Origin of the sequence: Enterococcus silesiacus, assembly GCF_001886225.1 — a bacterium.
Classification (GTDB): domain Bacteria; phylum Bacillota; class Bacilli; order Lactobacillales; family Enterococcaceae; genus Enterococcus_L; species Enterococcus_L silesiacus.
This window is the reverse complement of sequence record NZ_JXLC01000012.1, coordinates 39,232-64,123: the sequence shown is the minus strand read 5'-3', so window position 1 is coordinate 64,123 and position 24,892 is coordinate 39,232. Positions and strand designations below refer to the sequence as shown.

The window sequence follows — 24,892 nt, the reverse complement described above, 5'->3', positions numbered from 1 at the left end:
TGAAAAAAAACTGATATAATCAGTCAGCCATTGTCCTAAACGAATGTGCAGGAACGAATACAAAACAAAGTAGGGAATGTATGAATAGTCCAAGGTATAAAAAGAAAAAAATAAGAAAAACGAATCTACCCGCACTGTTTGCAGGTCTGTTGATTGTTGGTATCGCGTTCATCTTTTCAATCAATGTATTGTCAGATGATTCTAAAACAGCAGAAGAGTCTATCCAACAAAAAGGGGAAGTGACAAAAGAACAGTTTATTGATAGAATAAGCCCGCATGCTAAGGAGCTACAGGCTTCATATGGTGTTTTACCTAGTATTATTATCGGTCAAGGGATTCTGGAATCAAATTGGGGTCAAAGTACACTAGCCTCTAAATATAATAATTTATTTGGAATCAAAGCCTATGGCGATCAAAAAAAGATCAATCTTGAGACTAGGGAATATATTAATGAAGAGTGGATTGTTATCCAAGGAGATTTTAGAGTGTATGACACATGGGAAGAGTCGATGGATGATCATACACGTTTATTTGTTAACGGTGTAACATGGAATCCTCGCTTATATGAACATGTTCTGTTAGCAAAAAATTATAAGCAAGCAGCGCGTGCTTTGCAAGAGGCTGGCTACGCAACGGATCCGACATATGCTGACAAAGTCATACATGTGATCGAAAGTTACGATCTGAATCAGTATGACCATTGATGACCGTTATAAAAAGGAGTGTATTGAATGAATGAAAAATGGGTACCAGAGATCGTGACGCCATTGAAACAAGATATTGTTCAAGTGCCTAAAGTGATTGCCCAAGCAAGCGGAATCCGAATCTTTGGGAAAAAAATCAAATCAATTATTTTTACAACTGATATAGCTATTATTCGGAACACAGATGCGAATGCAGTGATTGCTGTTTATCCATTTACACCACATCCAGCAATTACAAAGAGCATCATTGAAGCTGCTGATATTCCTGTTTTTTCAGGTGTAGGAGGCGGTTTAACTCAAGGTCAGCGTTCTGCTTACATGAGCTTATTTGCAGAAGCACAAGGATCAATCGGAGTGGTCTTAAATGGACCAACACCAGTTGAGACAGTGGAGATGGTTTGTGAAGTAGTGGATATTCCGGTAGTTAGCACGGTGACTTCGATTCATACACCGATTGATGAAAAAATTGCTGCAGGAATCACAATGATCAATATCAGTGCCGGTAAAGATACAGCGAAGACAGTGAAGTTTTTCCGGGAGCGCTATCCAGAATTACCGATTATTGCAACTGGTGGGCCGACCGATGAATCCATTACTGAGACGATCGAAGCAGGAGCGAATGCAATTACATATACGCCACCTAGTAATGGGGAGCTTTTTAGCCATAAAATGGATAAGTATAGAAATTTAGAAAAGAAGAATGATGTATAATTCGACTAAGTGAGACTAAAAAAATTTTGAAAGTAATGATATACTCTGTAAGATTTCAATGAAAAAAATAATTTTTCATTGAAATTTTCAGAGTTTTGTACTATTGTATACTAATACAAAGAAGCTTATATATGGTCATAATAAGGATGGCCGTTTCTACCCAACACCGTAAATGTTGGTCTATAAGCGAAAAAGAGTCGCAGACCCTTTTTTGCTTACGCAGAAAAGGTTTTTTTGTTTTTATAGAACTGTCGTATAGAAAAAATTGGTGAAGGAGTCGGAAAAATGGAAGAATTAGTACAACGAATCAAAGAAGATGGACGAGTGTTGGGAGAAGGTGTCTTGAAAGTAGACAGTTTTGTGACCCATCAAGTAGATCCAGATTTGATGGAGGCGATCGGTTATCGTTTTGCAGAAGTTTTTGCAGAAGCAGGTATTACCAAAGTCGTTACGATCGAAGCGTCAGGAATTGCTCCAGCTCTTTTTGCGGCGAAAAAATTAGCGGTACCGATGATTTTTGCACGCAAAGCAAAAAGCCTAACGATGGATGAAGAATTGCTGACTTCTTCTGTTTATTCGTTTACTAAACAAGTAACAAGTCAAATTTCTATCTCAAGAAAATTTTTATCAAGTGACGATAAAGTACTGATTATTGATGATTTTTTGGCGAACGGTCAAGCTGCAAAGGGATTAGTTGAATTGTGTCAACAAGCAGGGGCTAAAGTTGATGGAATCGGTATTGTTATTGAAAAATCTTTCCAAGATGGCCGGGACTTATTAGAAGAAATGGGGATGCGTGTGGTTTCATTAGCTCGTATTGCTTCTTTAAAAAATGGCGAAGTTGAATTTCTTGAGGGGGATGCATAAACTTGGAAAGCAAAGGAAATTTAAAAGAACAAATCAAGCAACCAGATGCTGAGAATGGTAAGGCCGCAGTTTTAGGGTTGCAGCACTTATTGGCGATGTATGCTGGTGCTGTGGCAGTACCTTTATTAATCGGGACTGGTTTGAATTTTAATTCTGAACAAATGACCTACTTGATTTCAATCGATATTTTTATGTGCGGTATCGCAACATTACTGCAGTTGACGGTGAACAAATTCTTTGGAATCGGCTTGCCCGTTGTCCTTGGCTGTGCAATTCAAGCTGTTGCACCACTAATCATGATCGGCAGTGACAAAGGTGTTGGCGCGATTTATGGTTCAATTATCGCTTCTGGTATTTTTGTTGTGTTGGTTTCAGGGATATTCTCGAAAATCAAAAAATTGTTTCCACCTTTAGTAACGGGAACCGTAATCACTGTAATTGGCTTAACATTAATTCCAGTAGCTGTTGAAAAAATGGGTGGTGGTCTAGCATCTGATCCGGCTTTTGGCGAGGGGACCAATTTACTGTTAGCTTTTGTAACGATTGGTTTAATTATTGTGATTCAAGTTTGGGGTAGAGGATTTATAAAATCAATTGCTGTATTAGTCGGTTTAGTTGGCGGCACAGTTTTGGCTGCACTGTTAGGACAAGTGGATTTAACACCAGTAGGAGAAGCTACTTGGTTCCATTTTCCACAACCTTTTTATTTTGGAACACCGACCTTTGATATTTCTTCGATTGTGTTGATGATCATTATTTCGATTGTCAGTATGGTCGAATCGACTGGGGTTTACTTTGCCTTAGGTGATATTACTGGAAAACATATCGGGGAAGAGGAACTGAAAAAAGGCTATCGGGCGGAAGGTATAGCTGTCATTTTAGGTGGTATTTTCAACACCTTCCCTTACACTGGTTTTTCTCAAAATGTTGGGTTAGTTCAATTATCAGGGATCAAGACACGTCGACCAATATATTACTCAGCGTTCTTCTTAATTGTGTTAGGGCTATTACCAAAAGTTGGTGCAGTTGCTCAGATCATTCCAGAACCTGTCTTGGGCGGTGGAATGTTAGTGATGTTTGGCATGGTGGCTGTTCAAGGAATGCGTATGCTGTCAAAAGTGGATTATAATAATGATAAAAATTTATTGATCATTGCGATTTCGATTGGTTTTGGTCTTGGGTTTAATATGATTCCAACGTTATTCCAGCAAATGCCTGAGACGGTAAGAATGTTTACTGGAAATGGGATCGTGATGAGCAGTTTAACGGCAATTATTTTGAATTTATTATTTAATGGATTAAAAAATGAGAAACAAGTTGAAGGGCACTAAAAAAGAAAAACCGGATGATTATTCGGTTTTTCTTTTTTTGTTCGTTTAATGCGAACATTAGGATTAAAAAAAACTATAATATTCGATTTTTCTTTGACAGTTAAGATTTCCGTTGATAAAATGTAAGGTGAATAGAGAAAGAAAGGGGAATAGTATGTCTGTCATAGTTTCAGTGGTTATGGGAAGTACATCTGATTGGACAACAATGAAACATGCATGTGATTCTTTAGAAGAATTTAATATTTCTTATGAAAAAAAGGTAGTTTCAGCACATCGAACACCTGATTATATGTTTAAATTTGCGGAGCAAGCACGTGGCCGCGGCATTAAGATTATTATTGCAGGGGCTGGTGGAGCGGCTCATTTACCAGGGATGATTGCGGCAAAAACGACGTTACCTGTCATCGGCGTTCCAGTTCAATCTCAGGCACTCAATGGATTGGATTCATTATTGTCGATTGTTCAAATGCCTGGCGGAGTTCCTGTGGCAACAACTGCAATTGGAAAAGCAGGGGCAGTCAACGCTGGACTACTTGCAGTTCAGATGCTTTCCATGTATGATGTAGAGTTAGCAGGGAAATTAGACGCCAAGCGTAAATTTCTTGAAGAATCTGTGATGGAAAGTAGTGATGAACTTGAATAAACCTCTATTACCGGGACAAATGATCGGTATTATTGGGGGCGGACAATTAGGCAGAATGATGGCACTTAGTGCACGAGAAATGGGTTTTCGTGTGGGCGTGTTAGATCCGACTGTTGATTGTCCTGCTGCTCAAGTCGCCGATTGGCATTTATTAGCTGATTATGATGACATAGAAGCCTTAGGAGAACTGGCCAAACGCTCGCAAGTGTTAACTTACGAATTTGAAAATGTCGATGTTGGAGCGCTGATGCAAGTCCAAGAATTGGTAAGTATCCCACAAGGGACCGACCTTTTAGCGATTACTCAAGATCGGCTGTTGGAAAAATCCTTTTTAGAAGCAAATAACATCGTAATAGCACCGTTTGCAACAATTGTTAGCCCTACAGATATTCAAGATGCTATTGATGGAATCGGTTATCCTTGTGTATTAAAAACAACGCGTGGCGGCTATGATGGTAAAGGGCAATTTGTTTTATATAGCACTTCTGATTTGGCTCCTTCAATGAATATCCTTAGAGAAGGTACCTGTGTATTAGAAGCTTGGATTCCATATGAAAAAGAAATATCAGTATTAGTAAGCGGCAATGGTAAAGGCGAATTTACCGTTTTTCCTGTTGTTGAAAATATTCATCGAAATAATATTTTACATGAAACGATTGCTCCGGCAAGGGTCAGTGAAGATGTTGTTGAAGAAGCTCAGCGGATTGCTCGGGTGATTGCAGAGTCAGTGGATCTTGCCGGTACATTGGCTGTAGAAATGTTTTTAACAAGCAATGGTGGTATTTATGTCAATGAATTAGCCCCAAGACCGCATAATTCTGGACATTATTCGATCGAAGCGTGTTCTATGAGTCAGTTTGATGCTCATATTCGCGGGATTTGTGGCTGGCCGTTACCAGAGGTTGATTTGTTGTCAGAAGCCGTGATGGTTAATATTTTAGGAAATGAAATCTATGAAACAATGGATGTAATTGCTGAAAAGCCTGATTGGCATTTTCATTATTATGGTAAAGCAGAAGCAAAAAAAGATCGTAAGATGGGGCATATTACCATTTTGACAGAAGATGTTTTCGAGACGTTAGAAGATATCTATCAAACCAATATTTGGGATTAAAAGGAGTTAATGTAAGAATGATTGATCGTTATACACGACCAGAGATGGGCGCTATTTGGACAGATGAAAACCGTTATAAAGCTTGGTTGGAAGTAGAAATTCTCGCAGATGAAGCTTGGGCTGAATTAGGTGAGATACCAAAAGAAGATGTACAAAAGATTCGCGACAATGCTTCATTTGATGTTGCTCGTATTTTAGAGATCGAAGCAGAAACAAGACATGATGTAGTGGCTTTTACGCGTGCGGTTTCTGAAACTTTGGGAGAAGAGCGCAAGTGGGTACACTATGGCTTGACCAGTACCGATGTGGTGGATACAGCTTATGGTTATCAACTTAAGCAGGCAAATGATATTTTGCGAGAAGATTTAAAAAAATTCACTGAAATCGTTGGTGAAAAAGCCAAAGAACATAAATACACAGTGATGATGGGACGTACTCATGGTGTACATGCAGAACCAACCACTTTTGGCTTGAAATTAGCCTTATGGTATTCTGAGATGAAACGAAATATTGAACGCTTTGAACATGCCGCAAAGGGTGTGGAAGCTGGAAAAATCAGTGGTGCAGTGGGGACGTTTGCAAATATTTCTCCTTTTGTGGAAGAATATGTATGCGAGCATTTAGGTATCCGTGCACAGGAAATTTCTACCCAAGTTTTACCACGGGATTTACATGCGGAATATTTATCTGCAATGGCTTTAGTAGCGACGAGTATCGAAAAATTTGCTACAGAGATTCGTGGTTTGCAAAAATCAGAAACAAGGGAAGTAGAGGAATTTTTTGCCAAAGGCCAAAAAGGCTCTTCTGCAATGCCTCATAAGCGCAATCCTATTGGTTCTGAAAATATGACAGGACTTGCCCGTGTCATTCGTGGTCATATGGTAACTGCCTATGAAAATGTGACGTTATGGCATGAACGAGATATCTCTCATTCTTCAGCTGAGCGAATCATTATTCCGGATACAACGATATTATTGGATTATATGTTGAATCGATTTGCCAATATTGTGAAAAATCTAACGGTTTTCCCTGAAAATATGAAACGAAATATGGATGCCACATATGGATTGATTTACAGTCAGCGAGTGCTATTGAAATTGATCGATCACGGTATGGCTAGAGAAGCTGCTTACGATTTAGTTCAGCCCAAAACGGCTTATGCTTGGGATCATCAAACGGCCTTTAGACCGTTGCTAGAGGCGGATGAAAAGATTACTGCTATTTTATCCAAAGAAGAATTAGATGATGCGTTTGATTATAACTATCATTTGAAAAATGTTGATCTTATTTTTGAACGTGTGGGACTTGCATAAAATATAGCAATGGGTGAGGTTAGTGCAGAAGTGCTTAGCTCTTAGCTGGACAGCATCATCGAATCACGTTGTGTTTTATAACAATAATCGTTTTTTAGGGTCTGAGATCATAACTCCTCGAGTTATGATCTCAGACCCTTTTTTATTATTATAATTTCAAAGAAGTTCAACGTAAGTATCAAAGTATTGTTCGATAAAATAAGTTTGAGTGATGATTTCCTCTTCAGAAATAGACGTACCTTCTGGAATGACGATCCATTTTGTTTCATTGTCATCACGCCTATGGATGATTGCTGAAACTATGCCAATAAATAAGTCTATTTTATTAACGGGACCATTTAATATATACGCGTCTTGTTCTTCCCCATCGCCACCAATAACGCCTGAAATGTACCCATAGTTAACTGGGTAGATATTTCCAAAAGCATCTTGGTAACCAATCGGGCGATCAATTGTGACTTTTACTTTCAATTTTTTCATTTCATTCCTCCGTTTTTACATAAAAAAACCTTAATAAAAACTCTATGAGTCCTCACTAAGATTTTTAAATGGTGTAATTAATTTAAACTGTAATTTCTTGAAAACTCCGTAATGGTGAAGTGGCTGGAGCTTTCAAATGAGCGAGTAACTGGTCAATAAAAACATAACTATATTCGGTTGCATTGAAATAGACATGAATACAATAGTTGTTTTTAAAGAAATGCTGCTCATGGATTTGATGGATAACTAACTCGTTGCTTAAGTTATTCATATAGCGAAATGTTCGTTTACGTCTTTCTGAATGACGATGTACCGCGCGTTTCAAATTTTTGAATGTGTAGTAAGAACTATGCTGATTTAATTTGTGGACATCTTCTAAAGCAAGTAAATCATTGTATAATCTTGTTCTTTCTTCTGGTATTAATCCTGCCAAAAACTCCTGAGCTAAACTGTCATAATCGCTAGTCATTCTTGTGTTCCCTCCTAAAAAATCTTCACTAATTACATTAAAAATAAAGTGAATTTTCTAAAGTTCTCTTCTTGATTAGCATATCATTTTTCTCTGTTGTTGTAAATGCTTACAAGCTCTTTTTAATCTATTGGATACTATTTCTGGATACATTTTTAAAACACGAACATTATTGTTGTTTTTAGATGATATAGTTAATAAAAAATTGACTGAGAGATTGAATCTTGTTAAACTGTAAACAAGATGAAACACGAACTATGTTCGATGGTTTGTATTTAATATACGTGAAAAGGAGTGTTTGTAGTAGTGGGAAAGAATACCTTATTATACGAAGGGAAAGCAAAGCGATTGTTTAAAACAGATGACTCAAACATACTGAGAGTTGAATATTTGGATCAAGCTACTGCGTTGAATGGTATTAGGAAGGATACTGTAAAGGGCAAAGCTGAATTGAATAATGAGATTACAGTGTTGATTTTTGAACATTTAAAGAAAAAAGGCCTTCAGAATCACTTAATTAAAATAGTGTCAAAACACGAACAATTAGTAGAAGCACTTGACATTATTCCTTTGGAAGTTGTGATTAGAAATGTTTCAGCAGGAAGCTTTGCCAAACGACTTGAGATACCAGAAGGACGGCCGTTGGCGTTTCCCATTCTAGAATTTTACTATAAAGATGATCCACTTGATGATCCGTTTATTAATGACGATCATGTTAAAATTTTAGAAATCGCAACAAATCAAGAAATTGAATTCATAAAACAGAAAGCGCATCAAATTAATCTGATTTTGATCGATTTATTTGAAACAATCGGCATTCGTTTGATTGATTTTAAAATAGAATTTGGTCGACGTGGAGACGGAACTATTTTATTAGCTGATGAAATCACACCAGATACTTGTCGTTTGTGGGATAAACAAACAAATGAACATTTAGATAAAGATGTTTATCGTAGAAATTTGGGTGATATTGTACCGGTCTACCAAGAAGTTCTCGAACGCCTAGAACAAGCATTACACTAAAAATAAAGGAGCGGCGATTATGTATAATGTAAAAGTATATGTTACGTACAAAGATTCTGTATTAGATCCTCAAGGTGAAGCTGTTAAAGGAGCGGTTCACCGTCTCGGCTTTGGCGAAATCGATGAAATCCGGATTGGTAAGTATTTCGAAATAAAGGTAAGAAAAACACAGAGACCTATTGAATTAATGATTGAGGAAATTTGTGATAAATTGCTGGCTAACGTTAATATGGAAACATATCGGTATGAAATCGAGGAGGAAGCTTGAGCATGAAGTTTGCAGTGATTGTTTTTCCAGGATCAAATTGTGATATGGATCTTTTATGGGCGGTTAAAAATGTATTAAAGGTCGATGCTGAGTATGTTCGTCATGATGCAGATAGTTTAGCTGGCTTTGATGGCGTGTTGATCCCAGGGGGATTTTCTTATGGCGATTATCTTCGGTGTGGTGCTATTGCTCGTTTTTCAAAAATCATCCGTGAGGTCATCCGCTTTGCTGACGAAGGGAAACCGGTTTTTGGGACGTGTAATGGATTTCAAATACTAACGGAAACAGGCCTTTTGCCAGGAGCTTTACTGCGGAACGAATCGCTTCATTTTGTGTGTAAAACAGTTCAACTAAAAGTAGTCAATAATCAGACTGACTTTACCTCAGAATATCAAAAAAATGAAATGATTAAGTTACCTATTGCGCATGGAGAAGGCAATTATTATTGTGATGAAGCAACGCTTGCACACTTAGAGGCGAATAATCAGATTGTCTTTACTTATGCTGATGAGAATCCTAATGGAAGTGTGGCGAATATTGCAGGAATCATCAATGAAAAAGGGAATGTCTTAGGTATGATGCCGCATCCGGAGCGTGCTGTAGAAAGCTTGTTAGGTTCAGACGATGGTTTGCGCTTTTTCCAATCGATCGTTAAAAATTATAGAGAGGTTAGGGAAAACGTATGATGAAAGTGAAAGAGCCAACACCTCAGGAAATCAAAAATCAACGAATTTATGCCGAATGGGGCTTGACTGACGAAGAATATCAGCTGATCGAAGAAACTATTTTAGGACGCATGCCTAATTATACTGAGACAGGATTATTTTCCGTGATGTGGAGTGAACATTGTTCTTATAAGAATTCAAAGCCAGTCTTAAGAAAATTTCCAGTGACAGGGCCAAACGTTTTGCAAGGACCAGGTGAAGGCGCAGGAATCGTTGATATTGGAGATGGACAGGCCGTTGTTTTCAAAGCGGAAAGTCATAATCATCCCTCGGCAGTTGAACCATATGAAGGAGCTGCTACAGGGGTTGGTGGAATCATTCGCGATATTTTTAGTATGGGGGCAAGACCAATCGCGATTTTAGATTCATTACGCTTTGGGGAGCTGGACAATGAACGGACAAAATATCTTTTAGAAGAAGTGGTAGCCGGTATCAGTGGCTATGGAAACTGTATTGGGATTCCAACGGTTGGCGGTGAAGTAGCGTTTGATCCGTGTTATGAAGGGAATCCACTAGTAAATGCAATGTGTGTTGGACTGATCGATCATAAAGATATTCAAAAAGGTCAAGCTAAAGGAGTCGGTAACGCCATCATGTATGTCGGTGCGAAAACAGGACGCGACGGGATTCATGGTGCAACATTTGCTTCTGAGGAATTTGTTGAAGGTGAGGAGCAGCAACGATCGGCCGTGCAGGTGGGCGATCCATTTATGGAAAAATTATTGCTGGAAGCGTGTTTGGAATTGATCTTAGAGCATTCAGATATTTTAGTTGGAATTCAGGATATGGGTGCCGCAGGATTGGTCTCTTCAAGTGCAGAAATGGCCTCAAAAGCAGGTTCTGGTTTGATTTTAGATTTGGATGATGTTCCTCAGCGGGAAAGTGGAATGACACCTTATGAAATGATGCTCTCGGAATCTCAGGAACGGATGCTGATTTGTGTGAAAAAAGGACATGAAGCAGAAGTGGTCGCATTGTTTCAAAGATATGAATTAGATGCTGTGACGATTGGGAAAGTTACGGATGATGGATTGTATCGTTTGAATCATCACGGTATAGAAGTAGCTAATTTACCAGTTGATGCTCTAGCAGAAGATGCACCGGTCTATACTAAAGAACGTCAAGAGCCAGCCAGAATGAAAAAATTTGAAGCACTAGCAGATTTTCAACCTGAAATAGTTGATGGCACAAAAACCTTATTACAATTGCTTCAGTGTCCGACGATCGCTTCTAAAAAAATGATTTATGAGACGTATGATTCCCAAGTGCGGACAAATACAGTGGTTGCCTCAGGGAGTGATGCTGCTGTTTTGCGGATCCGGGGGACAAAAAAAGCTTTAGCGATGACGACAGATTGTAATGCACGTTATCTGTATTTGAATCCGGAAATTGGCGGGCAAATCGCAGTAGCGGAAGCCGCAAGAAATATTGTCGCTAGCGGTGGTCAGCCTTTGGCGATTACAGATTGTTTAAACTATGGCTCGCCAGATAAACCAGAGGTATTCTGGGAGCTTTGGACTTCGGCTGACGGAATTGCTAAGGCGTGTGAAGTTTTGGAGACTCCAGTGATTTCGGGAAATGTATCTTTATATAATGAAACAAATGGACAAGCCATTTATCCGACCCCAGTGATTGGAATGGTAGGCTTGATCGATGATTTAGCGGATATTACAACACAAGATTTTAAAAATAGCGGGGATCTAATTTATGTCTTAGGAGAAACAAAAGCGGATTTTAATGGTAGTGAGCTACAAAAGATGACCCTTGGCTTGATTGAAGGAAAATTAATGGATTTTGACTTAGCGATTGAAAAGGACATTCAGCAATTGATGTTAGCTGCAATCAGAGCGAGTTTAATCGAAAGTGCCCATGATTGTTCTGACGGTGGTTTAGGTGTTGCTTTGGCTGAATCAGTCTTTAAAAATGGTTTAGGTATCGATGCAGTGTTGGATATGCCTGTAGTTCTGCTCTTTTCTGAAACCCAGTCTAGATTCGTTGTGTCGATCAAACCAGAAAATCAGGAAAAGTTTGAAGAAATGGTCGATGGTCGGGCACAGTTTATTGGGAAAGTAACGGATGACGGAACGATTAGTATACAAATGAACAATCAAAAAATCGAAGTGTTGACACAAACAGCCAAAGCGTTGTGGGAGGAAGCGATTCCATGTCTTATGAAGTGAAAAGTTTAAATGAGGAATGTGGTATTTTTGGTATCTGGGGACATCAAGATGCAGCTCGTGTAACTTACTTTGGGTTGCATAGTTTACAACATCGAGGGCAAGAAGGTGCTGGGATTGTCTCGAATCATAACGGAAAATTAAATGGTTATCGGGGGCTAGGTTTGCTTTCTGAGGTGTTTAAAGATGATCGTTCTTTAAGGTCGTTGAGCGGAAGTTCTGCCATCGGGCATGTTCGCTACGCAACCGCTGGAAACGGTAGTGTGGATAATATTCAGCCATTTTTGTTTAAATTTTATGATGGTGCCTGTGGTTTGGCGCATAATGGCAATTTAACCAACGCCAAAAGCCTAAGAAACGAATTAGAACAAGACGGAGCAATTTTTCATTCAAACTCGGATACTGAGATTTTGATGCATTTGATTCGCCGTAGCAAACAGCCGACGTTCATCGAGTGTCTGAAAGAAAGCTTACGAACAGTCAAAGGTGGTTTTGCTTACTTATTGATGACTGAGACTGCAATGATCGCAGCATTGGATCCTAATGCTTTTCGACCGTTATCGATTGGTCAAATGAAAAATGGGGCGTATGTGATTGCCAGCGAAACCTGTGCACTAGAAGTGATTGGTGCTACTTTTGTTCGCGATGTAGGACCAGGAGAGGTGATCATCATCGATGATTCTGGGTACAAAGTAGAAACCTATACAGACGACACACAATATGCGATTTGCTCAATGGAATATATTTATTTTGCTAGACCAGATTCCAATATAGCTGGCGTGAACGTTCACACTGCACGCAAAAATATGGGCAAACGTTTGGCACAAGAAGCACCGATCGAAGCAGATATGGTTGTTGGCGTCCCTAATTCTTCCCTTTCAGCTGCAAGCGGCTATGCTGAGGCTAGTGGTATTCCATATGAAATGGGTTTAGTGAAAAATCAGTATATTGCGCGCACGTTTATCCAACCCACGCAAGAGCTGCGAGAACAAGGTGTTAGAATGAAACTTTCGGCTGTCCGTGGTGTAGTAGAAGGAAAAAGAGTGATCATGGTTGATGATTCGTTAGTTCGGGGAACGACAAGCCGCCGCATCGTTGAACTACTTAAAGAAGCAGGTGCAAAAGAAGTTCATGTTAGAATTGCTTCGCCGCCATTAAGATTTCCTTGTTTTTATGGCATCGATATTCAGACGAGAAAAGAATTGATCGCAGCGAATCATTCAGTATCTGAAATTGAGCAGTTGATTACGGCTGATTCCTTATGCTTTTTGAGTGAGCAAGGCTTGATCGATGCCATCGGACTGACGTACGATGCGCCATATTCTGGCTTGTGTATGGCCTATTTCAATGGTGATTACCCAACACCATTATATGATTATGAAGAGAAATACAGAGCCTCGTTGAAAGAAAAAAGTAGTTTCGCTTAAAAAAACGTAGATTTATTTTTGATAATAGTTAGGAGGAACTTGAGTGGCAAATGCCTATGCAAGAGCTGGTGTAGATGTTGAAGCTGGCTATGAAGTAGTCGATAGAATCAAAAAGCATGTGAAAAAAACAGAACGTCTAGGTGTGATGGGAACACTTGGCGGTTTTGGCGGTTGCTTTGATTTAAGTACGGTGGAAGTGAAGGAACCTGTCTTAATTTCGGGAACAGATGGGGTTGGGACTAAATTGATGGTTGCCTTTCAAGAAAATAAACATGATACGATAGGAATCGATTGCGTGGCAATGTGCGTGAATGATATCGTTGCTCAAGGTGCTGAGCCGCTGTATTTTCTAGATTATATTGCCACCGGGAAGAATCAACCTGACCGTTTGGAACAAGTCGTTGCAGGGATAGCTGAGGGCTGCATACAAGCTGGAGCTGCTTTGATTGGCGGTGAAACCGCTGAAATGCCGGGAATGTATAATGAGAATGAATATGATCTAGCTGGATTTGCTGTTGGTATTGCTGAAAAAAGTCAGTTGATCACTGGAAATGCGATTCAAAAAGGAGACGTCTTGATTGGATTATCTTCTAGTGGTATTCATTCAAATGGTTACTCGTTAGTCCGAAAAATTTTCTTTGAAACGCATCAGCTAACTGGAGAAAGTGTTCTTCCGGAGCTAAACGAAAAAAACTTAGGAACTGAACTTTTAACCCCAACTAAAATCTATGTAAAAACGATACTACCGCTAGTAAAACAGGAACTAGTGAACGGTATTGCTCACATTACTGGTGGTGGTTTTGTAGAGAATATTCCTCGAATGTTGCCGCAAGACTTATCTGCGGAAATTTACCTTGGAACTTGGCCGTCGTTGCCGATTTTTACAGCATTAGAAAAGTATGGTCAAATTCCTAAAATGGAAATGTATGAGATTTTTAATATGGGCATTGGCATGGTTTTGTCTATTTCTCCTGATAAAGTTGCTGATGTACAGACGATCTTAAGTGAACTTAACGAACCAAGTTATGTGATTGGAAGAGTTACGACCAAGGAGAAACAAGCGATTGTTTTTAAAGAGGTGTAACAATGAAACTAGCGGTATTTGCCTCAGGGAACGGCAGCAACTTTCAAGCAATTGCTGAAGCCGTAGCAGCAGGAATAATCGATGCAGAAATTACGTTACTGTTTTGTGATAAAAAAGATGCCTATGTTGTTCAACGAGCAAAATCAATGTTGATTCCGGTGATTTCTTTTTCGCCAAATGATTTTGCCTCAAAAGCGATGTATGAAGCAGAAATTCTTCATTTACTTGAGGAAGAGCAGATTGACTTAGTCATTTTGGCAGGATACATGCGAATTATCGGCCCGACTTTGCTGGAAGTATTTTCAAATCGCATGATCAATATCCATCCCTCACTGTTACCGAATTTTCCTGGTTTGCATGGTATCAGAGATGCGTTTTCTGCAAATGTTTCTGAAACAGGTGTGACCATCCATTATGTAGATGATGGTGTTGATACGGGACCGATCATAGCCCAAGAAAAAGTAGAGATCAAAGAAACAGACAGCCTGGATTCTTTAGAGAAAAAAATCCATAAAGTAGAGCATAAACTATATCCAAATGTCTTAGCAAAACTTATTAAAAATCAGCAGGGAGAGAGTCATTCATGATAAAAAAAAGAGCGTTGATCAGTGTTTCGGATAAAACAGGCGTTACTGATTTTGCTAAAGGATTAGCGGATCAAGGAATAGAAATTATTTCTACTGGAGGCACGAAAGCTGCTCTTGAGCAAGCTGGTATTCCAACTATTTCCATTGAAGAGGTTACAGATTTTCCAGAGATGATGGATGGGCGGGTCAAAACGCTGCACCCAAAAATTCATGGCGGATTGTTGGGACGTCGAGATTTGAGTGCACATGTGGAAGCGATGGAAACCTATGGTATTCAACCAATCGATTTTGTTTGTGTGAATCTATACCCCTTTAAAGAAACGATTTTGAAAGCTGATGTAACGCAAGATCAGGCCATTGAAAATATTGATATCGGTGGACCAAGTATGTTAAGAAGTGCTGCCAAAAATCACCAATTTGTGACAGTTGTTGTTGATCCTAATGATTATGATCTTGTGCTGTCAGAGCTTTCTAACGCTGGTGAGACGACTTTAGAAAGCAGACAAAAACTTGCAGCCAAGGTCTTTCGCCATACTGCAGCATACGATGCTTTGATTGCAGGCTATTTAACGGATGCCGTGGATGAAAAAGAACCTGAATCACTAACGCTCACTTATGATCTGAAGCAAGTGTTACGATATGGAGAAAATAGTCATCAACGTGCAGCCTTTTACCAAGACGCGTTGCCGGTCTCTTTTTCAATTGCCAGTGCGAAACAGCTACATGGAAAAGAATTATCTTATAATAACATCAAAGATGCTGATGCGGCGATTCGGATTTCCAGAGAATTTGATCAGCCAGCTGTGGTAGCTGTTAAGCATATGAATCCCTGCGGAATCGGAATTGGTGAAACAATCAATGAGGCTTATCAATATGCCTATGCAGCAGATCCAGTTTCAATTTTTGGTGGGATCATTGTTTTGAACCGTGAAGTTGATGGGCAGACTGCTAAAAAAATGCATGAACTATTTCTCGAAATTATCATTGCCCCAAGTTTTTCAAAAGAAGCATTTGAATTATTAAGTAGTAAAAAAAATCTACGCTTGATGACATTGGATTTTACTCAAAAAGAACAAGCTGTGGAAGATGAAAAAGTTTCTGTCTTAGGTGGACTACTGATTCAACATCAGGATCTTGTAAAAGAACACACACAAGACTGGCAGGTTGTAACGAAGAGACAACCAACAAGTGAGGAACTGGCAGCGTTGGAATTCGCCTGGAAAACAGTCAAGCATGTAAAAAGTAATGCCATCGTTGTAGCAAATGCTCACCAAACATTAGGCATTGGTGCTGGACAAATGAATCGGGTTGGTTCAGTCCAAATAGCAATAGAGCAAGCTGGTAAAGTACTTGACGGAACTGTCTTAGCTAGCGATGCTTTTTTCCCGATGGGAGATAGTGTGGAATATGCTGGCAAGCATGGAATCAAGGCGATCGTGCAACCAGGAGGTAGTATCAAAGACCAAGAATCAATCGACATGGCAGATCAATACGGTATCGCCATGGTGTTTACAAAGATCAGACACTTTAGACATTAAAAAGGAGAATTTGATGGGATTAACAATTTTAGTCATTGGAAGCGGCGGCAGAGAACACGCAATTGCCCAAAAACTGATTCAGAGTCCTAAAGTAACGACAGTTTTTTGTGCTAAAGGAAATGCTGGGATGAAAAAAGAGGGGATTCAGTTGGTAGATATTGTGGAAGATGACCATCCTGAATTGATTAAATTTGCTAAGGAAAATGCGATCGATTGGACGTTTGTTGGACCTGAACAGCCATTATTGAATGGGATTATTGATGATTTTACTGCGGCGGGCTTACTGGCATTTGGTCCTTTGAAAGCCGCCGCATTAATTGAAGGGTCAAAAGATTTTGCTAAAGAATTAATGAACAACTATGAGATTCCTACAGCAGATCATCGGACTTTTACTAATTATGAAGAGGCAAAGGCCTATGTACTTGAAAAAGGCACACCGATTGTTATTAAAGCAGATGGTTTGGCAGCTGGTAAAGGGGTTATTGTAGCGCAGGACGTTGAATCAGCGCTTGCAGCATTAAAAGATATGCTTGAACATAATAAATTCGGGGCAAGCGGTGCAAAAGTAGTGATCGAAGAGTTTCTTAGTGGAGAAGAATTCTCCTTATTGGCTTTTGTAAGAGAACAAGAAGTCTATCCAATGGTAATAGCTCAAGATCATAAACAGGCATATGAAGGAGATAGGGGACCAAATACTGGTGGAATGGGTGCTTATGCTCCGGTACCTCAAATTCCTGATGAAATGGTTAACGACGCAATTGAAACGATCGTGAAGCCGACAGTCCGAGGTTTGGCAGCTGAAGGAAGGTCGTTTACAGGGATCTTATATACTGGTTTGATTGCGACCGAACAGGGACCTAAAGTAATTGAGTTTAATGCTCGATTTGGTGATCCAGAGACCCAAGTTGTTTTACAACGTTTAGAAAGCGACTTTGCTGAAATTGTTGATGATTTACTGAACGGACGGCAGCCAAAAGTTGAATGGAAAAAAGAAGGCTATAGTTTAGGCGTTGTCGTCGCGGCAGCGGGCTATCCTGATGCTTATGAAAAAGGACATCAAATTCCTAATTTTTCTGACTTAAATACAGCGCATATTTATTATGCTGGAGTGAAAGGACATGAAGATCAGTTGGTTTCAACTGGTGGGCGTATTTATCTTGTAGAAGCAAGTGGTAAAACATTGCGTGAAGCACAAAAAGCTGTGTACAGACTTTTAGATAAAGCGGACACAGCGGGTACATTTTATCGAAAAGACATTGGCTTCAAGGGGATAATCGACTAAATGAGAAGCATGATTCTTCATTTAGTTTTGCCTGATAAATAATGAAGAATCAGATATTTGAAGTAGTGTATCATAAATTAAAGATCTTTTTTCTTTGTCATGCGGTCACCACATCTTTTTATTATAACAAAGAAAAATAAAAAATCATGAATGATATTAACGAAATTCTGATAATTCTAAAAAGCCCTTCACACGATAAATCTGTATGATATAATCATTTGGAAGGGGAGTTGACCAATGGATAACAAAGTTAAAGAAGATCTTATATTTTCAATTACAGATGTGAAGCAGTCTCCGATGACCATTTTTGAAACAGCCAAAGAAAAAAAGACTGGTGCGTATATTTACAACAGAAATAAGGTTGCTGGAGTAATGTTGACTGCAGAACAATATGAAAGACTAGTCAAGAAAAAGACGAATGAGCAAGGACAAGATCTAAAGATAACGCAATTAAATCAGGCAATTCGCCAAAAAATTGCTTTCGGTTCATTGATCTCTACTAAAAATTTAGATGATCAATTGGTATCATTGGGGTTTGTTACCAGAAAAATCAAGACAGACGATTATAGTGAAATGATGAATGAGCTAAATGAAACTGGGAAGATCGACTATCAATTTCAGAAAAAAGAAGATCGGACTAACATTTTAGCTGAAGTAATTGGCGAACAAAGCAACCAGTCTCATCTATCAGATAAACTTATTGTAAAAAAAATTCATCTTAGAATAGACTAACGATCAAGCAATCAATAAAAATCGATCATATGGTTGCGATAACGTTTTGGTAAATGGGAAAGCTGTGCTTGCTCATTTTTCCTTTCCTTAATGGTAGCAGCTTGAAGAAACTTCCGCCAATTTTCTTGGACGGCCTGTTCACTATTTTCTTTATTGAATGTTGGTACTTCACAGTCTTCAATAAAGCGGATTTGCCCTTTCTCTATAATTCCTAATAACCGATGTGTCTCATCGTAAATCATGAGCGTTTCTCGCGAATAGCGTTGGGCAAAATGAGGGCATAAATATGGTAATGAAAAGTGTTTTGGGGCGATTTTACTATACAGCAATGTTCCAACGTATTCAAAGCGCACAAAACCTGTAAATTGATGGACTTCACTAAATAAAGCCTTCAAAGAATTATGTAATGCTAGAATAGATGGATGACCAAGATGATTGATGATTAAATCATCGGTATTTAAACTGATTTGGATAGCATCCAACAAGCAACGATCTTTTTCTTTTAGGGAACAATAAAACCCATCCAGAATAAACTGAGTATTTTCTTTTCTAAGCCGTTGAGTTAGACGTTGTTGCATTTTTTTTGCTAAAGCCTCATCAGTGTTGATCCAATGACTAAAAAATAAATTTTCTACAGCAGTTTCCTGTGTCAAGATGACCTCAGGAAACTGTCTTTTTTTGAATGCAAAATAAACAAGGGTTAAAAAGCCATAATAGGTTCCATCATATTCCCAAATCTCAGTTGTTTTTTCAATGAGCATGACGAGCTTCCTTTCGTTTAATTGTTTCAAAGCGTTCTACATCAAATAAAGATAATTGCTCGTGCAGTGGTTGGCTATTTGCTTTTTTTAACGTTTCATATTGTTTAGATGATATCAAAGAAGAAATCACCCACTCAGGATCATTGACCAATCCAGGTTGGGTAATACCGTTGCAGCTGACAAAATATTGTGCTCGTTTGATAACGACTCCTAGTTTCTTTAAATCAGATAAATGCAACTGATAATATTTTCTAGCTTTTAAAATATTTTGGGCACTTTTAGGACCGATACCAGGAATTCGCAATAATTGTTCATACGATGCAGATTGGACATCGACAGGAAATTGCTCGTAATGTTGAACAGCCCAGTTGGCTTTGGGATCTAGATATAAATTGAAATTAGGCTTATCTTCAGATAAAATTTCATCAGCAGAAAAACGATAAAATCGCAATAGCCAATCTGCTTGATATAACCGATGCTCTCTTAATAAGGGAGGATCAGTTGTGATTGCAGGTAGCAAGGAATCATGATTTACAGGAATATAAGCAGAATAATAGACTCGTTTTAATTCATACTGCTGATAAAGCTTTTCAGCGATTTTAACGATTGAATGATCGCTTTCCGGAGAAGCGCCAATAATCATTTGAGTTGACTGACCAGCAGGAACAAAGGCAGCGCTGTTTCGCAAAGCAGGAACTTGAGCCATTTCTTTTTTCTTGTGGGTAATTTGCTTCATTGGCTTATACAGTGCTAAGGGATCTTTATCAGGAGCTAAAAGTTTGAGACTTTCTCTTGAAGGTAATTCTACGTTGACGCTCATTCGATCAGCTAAAAAACCAAGTTCTTCAATCAGTTTTTCATCAGCCCCTGGAATTGCTTTAACGTGGATATAGCCTTTGAAGGCTTTTTCGTAACGTAAAATTTTTAATGTTTTAATCAACAATTCGCTAGTATAGTCGACATTTTTTATAATAGCAGAACTTAGGAAAAGACCCTCAATGTAATTTCTCATATAAAAATCCATCGTTAAATCAGCAACTTCTTGTGGCGTGAACGTCGCTCGAGGGATGGCATTGGATTTTCGATTGATGCAGTAATGACAATCAAAGATACAAGCATTTGTGAATAATAGTTTTAACAGAGAAACACAACGTCCGTCACTTGTGAAGGAATGGCAGATTCCAGCTGTTGCAGTACTGCCAATCGAGCCTTTTCGCGTGTTATTCATCACACCACTACTAGAACATGAAACATCATACTTTGCTGACTCAGCAAGAATTTCTATCTTTCTAGACAAATCCATTCCAATCCCTCATTTCTAAATAAAAACAGAACGTATGTTCTTATTTTAACAAGAGCTTTTAGTTTTGTCAAAGGTGCAAAATAAAAATGACTGGAATAAAGCACAAGGCTTTGTTCCAGTCATTAAAAACTTACTAATCATTTAACTCTAAATACCGTTCTAGATAATCGGCTAAGCCGTCTTCATCATTGTTTTTGTCAGTAACGTCATTAGCGACGGATTTGATCTTATCAGTCGCGTTTTTCATAGCAACGCCCCAACCAACGTAATCTAACATTTCTTCATCGTTATGTTCATCGCCAAATGCAATAATATCTGAACGCTTTACATCTAAATACTTAGCGACTTGCTCCACACCTTTGGCTTTTTGTATCCCTTTAGAGACGATTTCCAAAATGGGGGTAGGTCCACCCCAAGTTCTAACATCTACATACTCTCCATATTGCTTCATTAAAGAGTCAGATACGAGTGCTGCTTGATCTTTTGAAGTCCGGACCATCATTGATGTTGGGTCCGTAATCAAATTTTTAGCAGTTAAAAGATTGCTTGGTGTAGCTTCAGAGGCAAAGAATGCCGAATCAAAGTAATCCAAAGTATCAATGTAAAATGTCTCTTTATTTTCAGCAGCGACAAAATCAAGATTCAAGGCTTTCTTTTGAGCCAAAATATCAAAAACTAAGTCTCGTTGTATTCCAGTTTCTTTTTCATCTGCCCATTGTTTTTCAGGCATATGAACAAGTGCACCATTAAAATTGACCATGGGTGTTGCTAAGCCTAATTGGCGGTAGAATTGACCGCTCATTCGATAAGGGCGTCCAGTCACGATACTGACGTAGTGCCCGTGCGCCATTGCTTTTTTCAGCGCTTTTTCAGTTGTTTCAGTAATGAGTGATTGTGCATTTAAAGTGGTACCATCTAAGTCGATTGCAATTAATTTTTTCAAAATCGTTCCTCCCGGAAAGTTTTCTTTAACTTAGTCTAGCATAAAATAGCAGAATGACAAGTTTTCAAGAAAATTTTAGAAAGAAATTTCTTTATGATACACTATAATGAAAAAGGCGGTGAAAAATGTGAATCTTACGTTACGTTGGTCGATCCGAATAGGGACTCTACTTTATTGTGTGTATATGCTGTTTTTTGCTAAGACTTATCAATTTATGGCGTTAAATGTTTTTTTAGCCTATCTTCCGATTGAACTTAGTTTGCATTTTCAGCAAAGAAATAATCAATTGTTTCTTATACTAGCAGGACTCTGGTTACTATTTTATCCAAATGCCCCGTATTTATTCACGGATTTTTTTCATTTAGAAACATTATCGATTTACCAAGGAATGAACCGACTATTTGAGCAATCTTTATCTGCTTGGCTTTCTTTTAGCTTATTAACTGTGGGAATTTGCGTTTACGGGTTTTTAGGGATGGCGACTTTATTTACAGTTCTCAATGAAGGATATCGAAGACGTTTGTTGAAAAGAAAATGGCAAGGTTTTTTGATTTTTTTGATTGTTAATATTCTATCTAGTTTGGCTATTTATGTGGGGCGTTTTGATCGTTTACATAGCATTCATTTATTTACAAAGCCTCTCCAGACGCTGAAAACCATCTTTTTCAATTGGTCATTGGAAAAGTCATTCTTTATTTTGTTGTTTACAATGCTACAAGCTATTTTATTAGCTGCTATTATTGGTTTAAGATGGTTGGAACCGCTTGAAAAACAAGAAAAATTGTATTGACAGTGTGTGAGAAAATCGTTACTATTTAGCTAAGTGTATTTGTAATTAATTGAAGAGGAGTTATACGAATGAAAAAGTGGCAAGGCTCTTTGTTAACTGTTTTATTGACTATTTGGGGAATAGGCAGTGGGTTAGTTGGGACTAGTAACGCTGTAGAGGCGCAAACGGTTGGAGGATTAGAGAATAACAATCTGCCGATCGAAGCTAAAACAATGAATAAACAATCATCAGAAAATGAAAACATCCCATTCCAAATTTTAGGGATCAATGATTTTCATGGTGCGTTAAATACGACTGGATCTTTCTTTGATGATGAAGGAAAAAAAATCGCAAACGCTGGAACAGCCCCTTTATTGGCGGGGTATTTAAATCGAGCGCAAGAACAGTTTGCCTTAAAAAATAACGGTGCTCAAACATTACGTGTGCAGGCTGGCGATATGGTTGGCGCAAGTCCGGCCAGCTCTGGTTTACTTCAAGATGAGCCGACAATCAAAGTGTTGAACCAGATGGATTTCTCTGTTGGAACACTAGGTAATCATGAATTTGATGAAGGTCTCCAAGAGTTTAACCGTATCATGATCGGTGGTAAGCCATTGAATGATCCCTATGGTATCTTAACGGCTTACCCGCGAGAAGCATCAAAGACTCAAATCGTGATTGGTAATGTAGTCAAAAAGGGAACAGAAGAAATTCCTTTCAACTGGAAACCTTATACAATCAAAGAAGTAGGACCGACGAATAATAAAGTCAAGGTTGGGTTTATCGGTGTCGTCACTACAGAAATCCCAAACTTAGTTTTAAAAGAACATTACGAAGGATATGACTTTTTAGATGAAGCTGAAACGATTGCCTATTATTCTAGTAAGCTAAAGGAAGAAGGTGTGAATGCAATCATCGTGTTAGCGCATATACCGGCTACTAGTAAAGCAGAGAAAGTCAATGGGGAAGCTGCCGAAATCATTGATAGGGTCAATGAAATTTATCCTGAAAATAGCGTAGATGCATTTTTTGCGGCACATAATCATCAATATACCAATGGTGTTGTGAATAAAACAAGGGTTGTCCAGTCTACAGCGCAGGGAAAAGGGTATATTGATCTACAAGGAATCCTTGATCCTGAAACTAAGGACTTTATTGAAACACCCAAAGCGAGCGTTTTACCAGTTGATCCAGCTGCAAAAGATGTTCCTAAAGTGGATGCTAACGTTGAAGCAACGGTAAAAGATGCGGAAGAGCGTGTGGCGACTGTAACGAATAAAAAAATCGGAACAGCGAAAGAAAATGGCGTGATTACCAGAGAAGTCAATGAAGCGAAGGAATCACCACTTGGAAATCTGATTACAGATGGTCAAGTGGCCATGGCTAAGGCCCAAGGAATCAATGCTGATTTTGCTATGACTAATAATGGCGGGATCCGTGCTGATTTGGCAGTTGAGGAAAACCGAGATATTACCTGGGGAGCTGCACAAGCAGTACAGCCATTTGGGAATATCATGCAAGTGGTAGAAATGACTGGCTCTCAAATCGAGCAAGTATTAAATGAGCAGTACGATGAAGAAGAGCGGTACTTTTTACAAATTTCTGGGCTGAACTATACTTATGTAGCTACTGAGGATAAGGAACAACCGTTTAAAGTGCATGAAATGTTTAAAGCTGACGGAACACCGATTCAGGCAGATCAGACATATCTTGTTGTAATCAATGACTTTTTATTTGGTGGTGGTGATGGTTTTTCAGCCTTTACTGGAGCCAACTTAGTTAATGCGATTCAACCTGATACAGAGACATTCATTGGCTATATCGAAAGCCAAGAAGCGGCTGGAAAAATGATTGCAGCCTCTGTTGAGAATCGTAAAAAGCTCGTTGACCCGTTACGACCAACCGATCCGCAAGTGCCAGATCCAAGTGAAGGGGAAGAAACGCTTAAAAGAGCGACTATATTTGACCCGTTGTATGAAGATGACGAGCTTTTAAGAGGGGTTACATTACCAAACGCAACAATTGTACTTTATGATGGGGAATTACCTGAGACTAAGACAAGGACATTGGAAGACCCCAAAGGAGATTTAGTTGAACAAGCTGATTCGGAAGGTCGAATCAAGATTAATGTCACTTCACTAAAAATCAAAGGGAAAAAGCTATTAACAGCTATCGTAAGCGATCTGCAAGGGAATAAAGCTGTTTTTCAAATAGAGATTTTACCTAAGAAAGAAGTACTGACAGAAGTAACAAAACCAAAAGATCTTTCTGAAAGTGGAACTAAAAAAGAATTACCAAAAACAGGTGAACAACAATCAATTTCGACCGTTTTATTTGGATTAGCAGTTATTAGTGCTACTTTCGTTGTGTTATCAAAAAGAAAATTTTTGTAGAAAATCATACTTTACAGTTGCATGGGGTATTTTGTAGCTGTAAAGTTTTTTTGTATGTTAAGTCGATGCGTTTAAACACGAACATTAAAAAGAATTAATGTTGATAAAGTTAATAATTTGTTGAAATAATATCGACTCTCACCTATACTTTAAAAGTATTCATCAGGAAAAGGGAACTAGCACTTATATTTTTTTAAATAATTTGACTTTTTAAAAGGAAATTTTTAAAAAGGGGACTAAGTTATCCT

The 24,892-nt window shown here is 38.6% G+C and carries 24 protein-coding genes and 1 riboswitch; of the genes, 19 read left to right on the top strand and 5 right to left on the bottom strand.

Annotated elements, in window-relative coordinates; translation table 11 throughout:
• Positions 1-80 precede the first annotated feature (80 nt).
• From RV15_RS09680 to purB, 7 genes are all read left to right on the top strand, one after another.
• Positions 81-704: a glycoside hydrolase family 73 protein gene (locus tag RV15_RS09680; protein ID WP_071877852.1), complete on the top strand. Its 624-nt coding sequence runs from the start codon at positions 81-83 to the stop codon at positions 702-704.
• Between the two features lie 27 nt (positions 705-731).
• Entirely contained in the window at positions 732-1,415 is a 684-nt protein-coding gene (locus RV15_RS09675) for a beta/alpha barrel domain-containing protein (RefSeq protein ID WP_071877851.1), read from the top strand.
• A 105-nt stretch (positions 1,416-1,520) separates the two neighbouring features.
• Positions 1,521-1,618: riboswitch (purine riboswitch) on the top strand.
• 82 nt (positions 1,619-1,700) lie between these two features.
• On the top strand, positions 1,701-2,282 hold the full coding sequence (locus RV15_RS09670; RefSeq protein ID WP_071877850.1) for a xanthine phosphoribosyltransferase: 582 nt from the start codon (positions 1,701-1,703) through the stop codon (positions 2,280-2,282).
• 32 nt (positions 2,283-2,314) lie between these two features.
• Positions 2,315-3,613: a nucleobase:cation symporter-2 family protein gene (locus RV15_RS09665; protein WP_139243012.1), complete on the top strand. Its 1,299-nt coding sequence runs from the start codon at positions 2,315-2,317 to the stop codon at positions 3,611-3,613.
• A 154-nt stretch (positions 3,614-3,767) separates the two neighbouring features.
• Entirely contained in the window at positions 3,768-4,256 is a 489-nt protein-coding gene (purE, locus tag RV15_RS09660; RefSeq protein ID WP_071877848.1) for a 5-(carboxyamino)imidazole ribonucleotide mutase, read from the top strand.
• The gene (gene purK / locus RV15_RS09655) at positions 4,240-5,370 is read left to right on the top strand and encodes a 5-(carboxyamino)imidazole ribonucleotide synthase (protein ID WP_071877847.1); all 1,131 of its coding nucleotides are present in this window, start codon (positions 4,240-4,242) and stop codon (positions 5,368-5,370) included. The genes purE and purK overlap by 17 nt, the downstream gene beginning before the upstream one ends.
• Positions 5,371-5,387: 17 nt before the next feature.
• Entirely contained in the window at positions 5,388-6,683 is a 1,296-nt protein-coding gene (gene purB, locus RV15_RS09650) for an adenylosuccinate lyase (RefSeq protein WP_071877846.1), read from the top strand.
• 156 nt (positions 6,684-6,839) lie between these two features.
• Here purB and RV15_RS09645 read toward each other — a convergent pair whose 3' ends face one another.
• Together RV15_RS09645 and RV15_RS09640 are read right to left on the bottom strand one after the other, a co-directional pair.
• The gene (locus RV15_RS09645; protein WP_071877845.1) at positions 6,840-7,163 is read right to left on the bottom strand and encodes an inorganic pyrophosphatase; all 324 of its coding nucleotides are present in this window, start codon (positions 7,161-7,163) and stop codon (positions 6,840-6,842) included.
• 82 nt (positions 7,164-7,245) lie between these two features.
• Positions 7,246-7,632 (bottom strand): hypothetical protein, encoded by a 387-nt coding sequence (locus RV15_RS09640; RefSeq protein ID WP_071877844.1) that lies wholly within the window; start codon positions 7,630-7,632, stop codon positions 7,246-7,248.
• A gap of 306 nt (positions 7,633-7,938) precedes the next feature.
• On the opposite strand from RV15_RS09640, the gene purC reads away from it, so the two are divergent.
• The 10 genes from purC to RV15_RS09590 all read left to right on the top strand — a co-directional run bounded on the left by purC (position 7,939) and on the right by RV15_RS09590 (position 18,475).
• Positions 7,939-8,655: a phosphoribosylaminoimidazolesuccinocarboxamide synthase gene (gene purC / locus RV15_RS09635; RefSeq protein WP_071877843.1), complete on the top strand. Its 717-nt coding sequence runs from the start codon at positions 7,939-7,941 to the stop codon at positions 8,653-8,655.
• A gap of 19 nt (positions 8,656-8,674) precedes the next feature.
• Positions 8,675-8,923, top strand: a complete 249-nt coding sequence (purS, locus tag RV15_RS09630) for a phosphoribosylformylglycinamidine synthase subunit PurS (RefSeq protein WP_071877842.1) — start codon at positions 8,675-8,677, stop codon at positions 8,921-8,923.
• Between the two features lie 2 nt (positions 8,924-8,925).
• On the top strand, positions 8,926-9,609 hold the full coding sequence (gene purQ / locus RV15_RS09625) for a phosphoribosylformylglycinamidine synthase subunit PurQ (RefSeq protein WP_071877841.1): 684 nt from the start codon (positions 8,926-8,928) through the stop codon (positions 9,607-9,609).
• Entirely contained in the window at positions 9,606-11,828 is a 2,223-nt protein-coding gene (purL, locus tag RV15_RS09620) for a phosphoribosylformylglycinamidine synthase subunit PurL (protein WP_071877840.1), read from the top strand. The genes purQ and purL overlap by 4 nt, the downstream gene beginning before the upstream one ends.
• Positions 11,813-13,252, top strand: coding sequence for an amidophosphoribosyltransferase (purF, locus tag RV15_RS09615; RefSeq protein WP_071877839.1), 1,440 nt, complete (start codon positions 11,813-11,815; stop codon positions 13,250-13,252). The genes purL and purF overlap by 16 nt, the downstream gene beginning before the upstream one ends.
• A 43-nt stretch (positions 13,253-13,295) precedes the next feature.
• A complete protein-coding gene (purM, locus tag RV15_RS09610; protein ID WP_071877838.1) occupies positions 13,296-14,336 on the top strand; it encodes a phosphoribosylformylglycinamidine cyclo-ligase in 1,041 nt (346 codons plus the stop codon).
• A gap of 2 nt (positions 14,337-14,338) precedes the next feature.
• The gene (gene purN / locus RV15_RS09605; RefSeq protein ID WP_071877837.1) at positions 14,339-14,923 is read left to right on the top strand and encodes a phosphoribosylglycinamide formyltransferase; all 585 of its coding nucleotides are present in this window, start codon (positions 14,339-14,341) and stop codon (positions 14,921-14,923) included.
• Positions 14,920-16,461, top strand: coding sequence for a bifunctional phosphoribosylaminoimidazolecarboxamide formyltransferase/IMP cyclohydrolase (gene purH / locus RV15_RS09600; RefSeq protein WP_071877836.1), 1,542 nt, complete (start codon positions 14,920-14,922; stop codon positions 16,459-16,461). Before purN ends, purH begins: the two co-directional genes overlap by 4 nt.
• A gap of 13 nt (positions 16,462-16,474) precedes the next feature.
• On the top strand, positions 16,475-17,743 hold the full coding sequence (gene purD, locus RV15_RS09595; RefSeq protein ID WP_071877835.1) for a phosphoribosylamine--glycine ligase: 1,269 nt from the start codon (positions 16,475-16,477) through the stop codon (positions 17,741-17,743).
• Positions 17,744-17,980: 237 nt separating this feature from the next.
• A complete protein-coding gene (locus RV15_RS09590; protein WP_071877834.1) occupies positions 17,981-18,475 on the top strand; it encodes a type II toxin-antitoxin system Phd/YefM family antitoxin in 495 nt (164 codons plus the stop codon).
• A gap of 11 nt (positions 18,476-18,486) precedes the next feature.
• On the opposite strand, the gene RV15_RS09585 is transcribed toward RV15_RS09590, so the two are convergent.
• The 3 genes from RV15_RS09585 to RV15_RS09575 form a co-directional block, all read right to left on the bottom strand.
• Positions 18,487-19,236 carry a TIGR03915 family putative DNA repair protein gene (locus RV15_RS09585; protein ID WP_071877833.1) on the bottom strand — a complete coding sequence of 250 codons (750 nt, stop codon included), beginning with the start codon at positions 19,234-19,236 and terminating at the stop codon, positions 18,487-18,489.
• Positions 19,226-20,539 (bottom strand): putative DNA modification/repair radical SAM protein, encoded by a 1,314-nt coding sequence (locus RV15_RS09580; RefSeq protein ID WP_071877832.1) that lies wholly within the window; start codon positions 20,537-20,539, stop codon positions 19,226-19,228. The genes RV15_RS09585 and RV15_RS09580 overlap by 11 nt, the downstream gene beginning before the upstream one ends.
• 133 nt (positions 20,540-20,672) lie before the next feature.
• On the bottom strand, positions 20,673-21,482 hold the full coding sequence (locus tag RV15_RS09575; RefSeq protein ID WP_071877831.1) for a Cof-type HAD-IIB family hydrolase: 810 nt from the start codon (positions 21,480-21,482) through the stop codon (positions 20,673-20,675).
• 184 nt (positions 21,483-21,666) lie between these two features.
• Between RV15_RS09575 and RV15_RS09570 the strand changes: the two genes are divergently transcribed.
• Together RV15_RS09570 and RV15_RS09565 are read left to right on the top strand one after the other, a co-directional pair.
• Positions 21,667-22,272, top strand: coding sequence for a DUF1361 domain-containing protein (locus RV15_RS09570; RefSeq protein WP_083429150.1), 606 nt, complete (start codon positions 21,667-21,669; stop codon positions 22,270-22,272).
• 68 nt (positions 22,273-22,340) lie between these two features.
• Positions 22,341-24,644 carry a 5'-nucleotidase C-terminal domain-containing protein gene (locus tag RV15_RS09565; RefSeq protein ID WP_071877829.1) on the top strand — a complete coding sequence of 768 codons (2,304 nt, stop codon included), beginning with the start codon at positions 22,341-22,343 and terminating at the stop codon, positions 24,642-24,644.
• The last annotated feature ends 248 nt before the right edge of the window (positions 24,645-24,892 follow it).

What these genes read in the sequence shown, in the direction of transcription:
- RV15_RS09680 (WP_071877852.1), top strand. Translation starts at nt 81, where the DNA reads ATGAATAGTCCAAGGTATAAAAAGAAAAAAATAAGAAAAACGAATCTA.
- RV15_RS09675 (WP_071877851.1), top strand. Translation starts at nt 732, where the DNA reads ATGAATGAAAAATGGGTACCAGAGATCGTGACGCCATTGAAACAAGAT.
- RV15_RS09670 (WP_071877850.1), top strand. Translation starts at nt 1,701, where the DNA reads ATGGAAGAATTAGTACAACGAATCAAAGAAGATGGACGAGTGTTGGGA.
- purE (WP_071877848.1), top strand. Translation starts at nt 3,768, where the DNA reads ATGTCTGTCATAGTTTCAGTGGTTATGGGAAGTACATCTGATTGGACA.
- purB (WP_071877846.1), top strand. Translation starts at nt 5,388, where the DNA reads ATGATTGATCGTTATACACGACCAGAGATGGGCGCTATTTGGACAGAT.
- RV15_RS09645 (WP_071877845.1), bottom strand. Translation starts at nt 7,163, where the DNA reads ATGAAAAAATTGAAAGTAAAAGTCACAATTGATCGCCCGATTGGTTAC.
- RV15_RS09640 (WP_071877844.1), bottom strand. Translation starts at nt 7,632, where the DNA reads ATGACTAGCGATTATGACAGTTTAGCTCAGGAGTTTTTGGCAGGATTA.
- purS (WP_071877842.1), top strand. Translation starts at nt 8,675, where the DNA reads ATGTATAATGTAAAAGTATATGTTACGTACAAAGATTCTGTATTAGAT.
- purQ (WP_071877841.1), top strand. Translation starts at nt 8,926, where the DNA reads ATGAAGTTTGCAGTGATTGTTTTTCCAGGATCAAATTGTGATATGGAT.
- purL (WP_071877840.1), top strand. Translation starts at nt 9,606, where the DNA reads ATGATGAAAGTGAAAGAGCCAACACCTCAGGAAATCAAAAATCAACGA.
- purF (WP_071877839.1), top strand. Translation starts at nt 11,813, where the DNA reads ATGTCTTATGAAGTGAAAAGTTTAAATGAGGAATGTGGTATTTTTGGT.
- purN (WP_071877837.1), top strand. Translation starts at nt 14,339, where the DNA reads ATGAAACTAGCGGTATTTGCCTCAGGGAACGGCAGCAACTTTCAAGCA.
- purH (WP_071877836.1), top strand. Translation starts at nt 14,920, where the DNA reads ATGATAAAAAAAAGAGCGTTGATCAGTGTTTCGGATAAAACAGGCGTT.
- purD (WP_071877835.1), top strand. Translation starts at nt 16,475, where the DNA reads ATGGGATTAACAATTTTAGTCATTGGAAGCGGCGGCAGAGAACACGCA.
- RV15_RS09590 (WP_071877834.1), top strand. Translation starts at nt 17,981, where the DNA reads ATGGATAACAAAGTTAAAGAAGATCTTATATTTTCAATTACAGATGTG.
- RV15_RS09585 (WP_071877833.1), bottom strand. Translation starts at nt 19,236, where the DNA reads ATGCTCATTGAAAAAACAACTGAGATTTGGGAATATGATGGAACCTAT.
- RV15_RS09580 (WP_071877832.1), bottom strand. Translation starts at nt 20,539, where the DNA reads ATGGATTTGTCTAGAAAGATAGAAATTCTTGCTGAGTCAGCAAAGTAT.
- RV15_RS09570 (WP_083429150.1), top strand. Translation starts at nt 21,667, where the DNA reads ATGCTGTTTTTTGCTAAGACTTATCAATTTATGGCGTTAAATGTTTTT.
- RV15_RS09565 (WP_071877829.1), top strand. Translation starts at nt 22,341, where the DNA reads ATGAAAAAGTGGCAAGGCTCTTTGTTAACTGTTTTATTGACTATTTGG.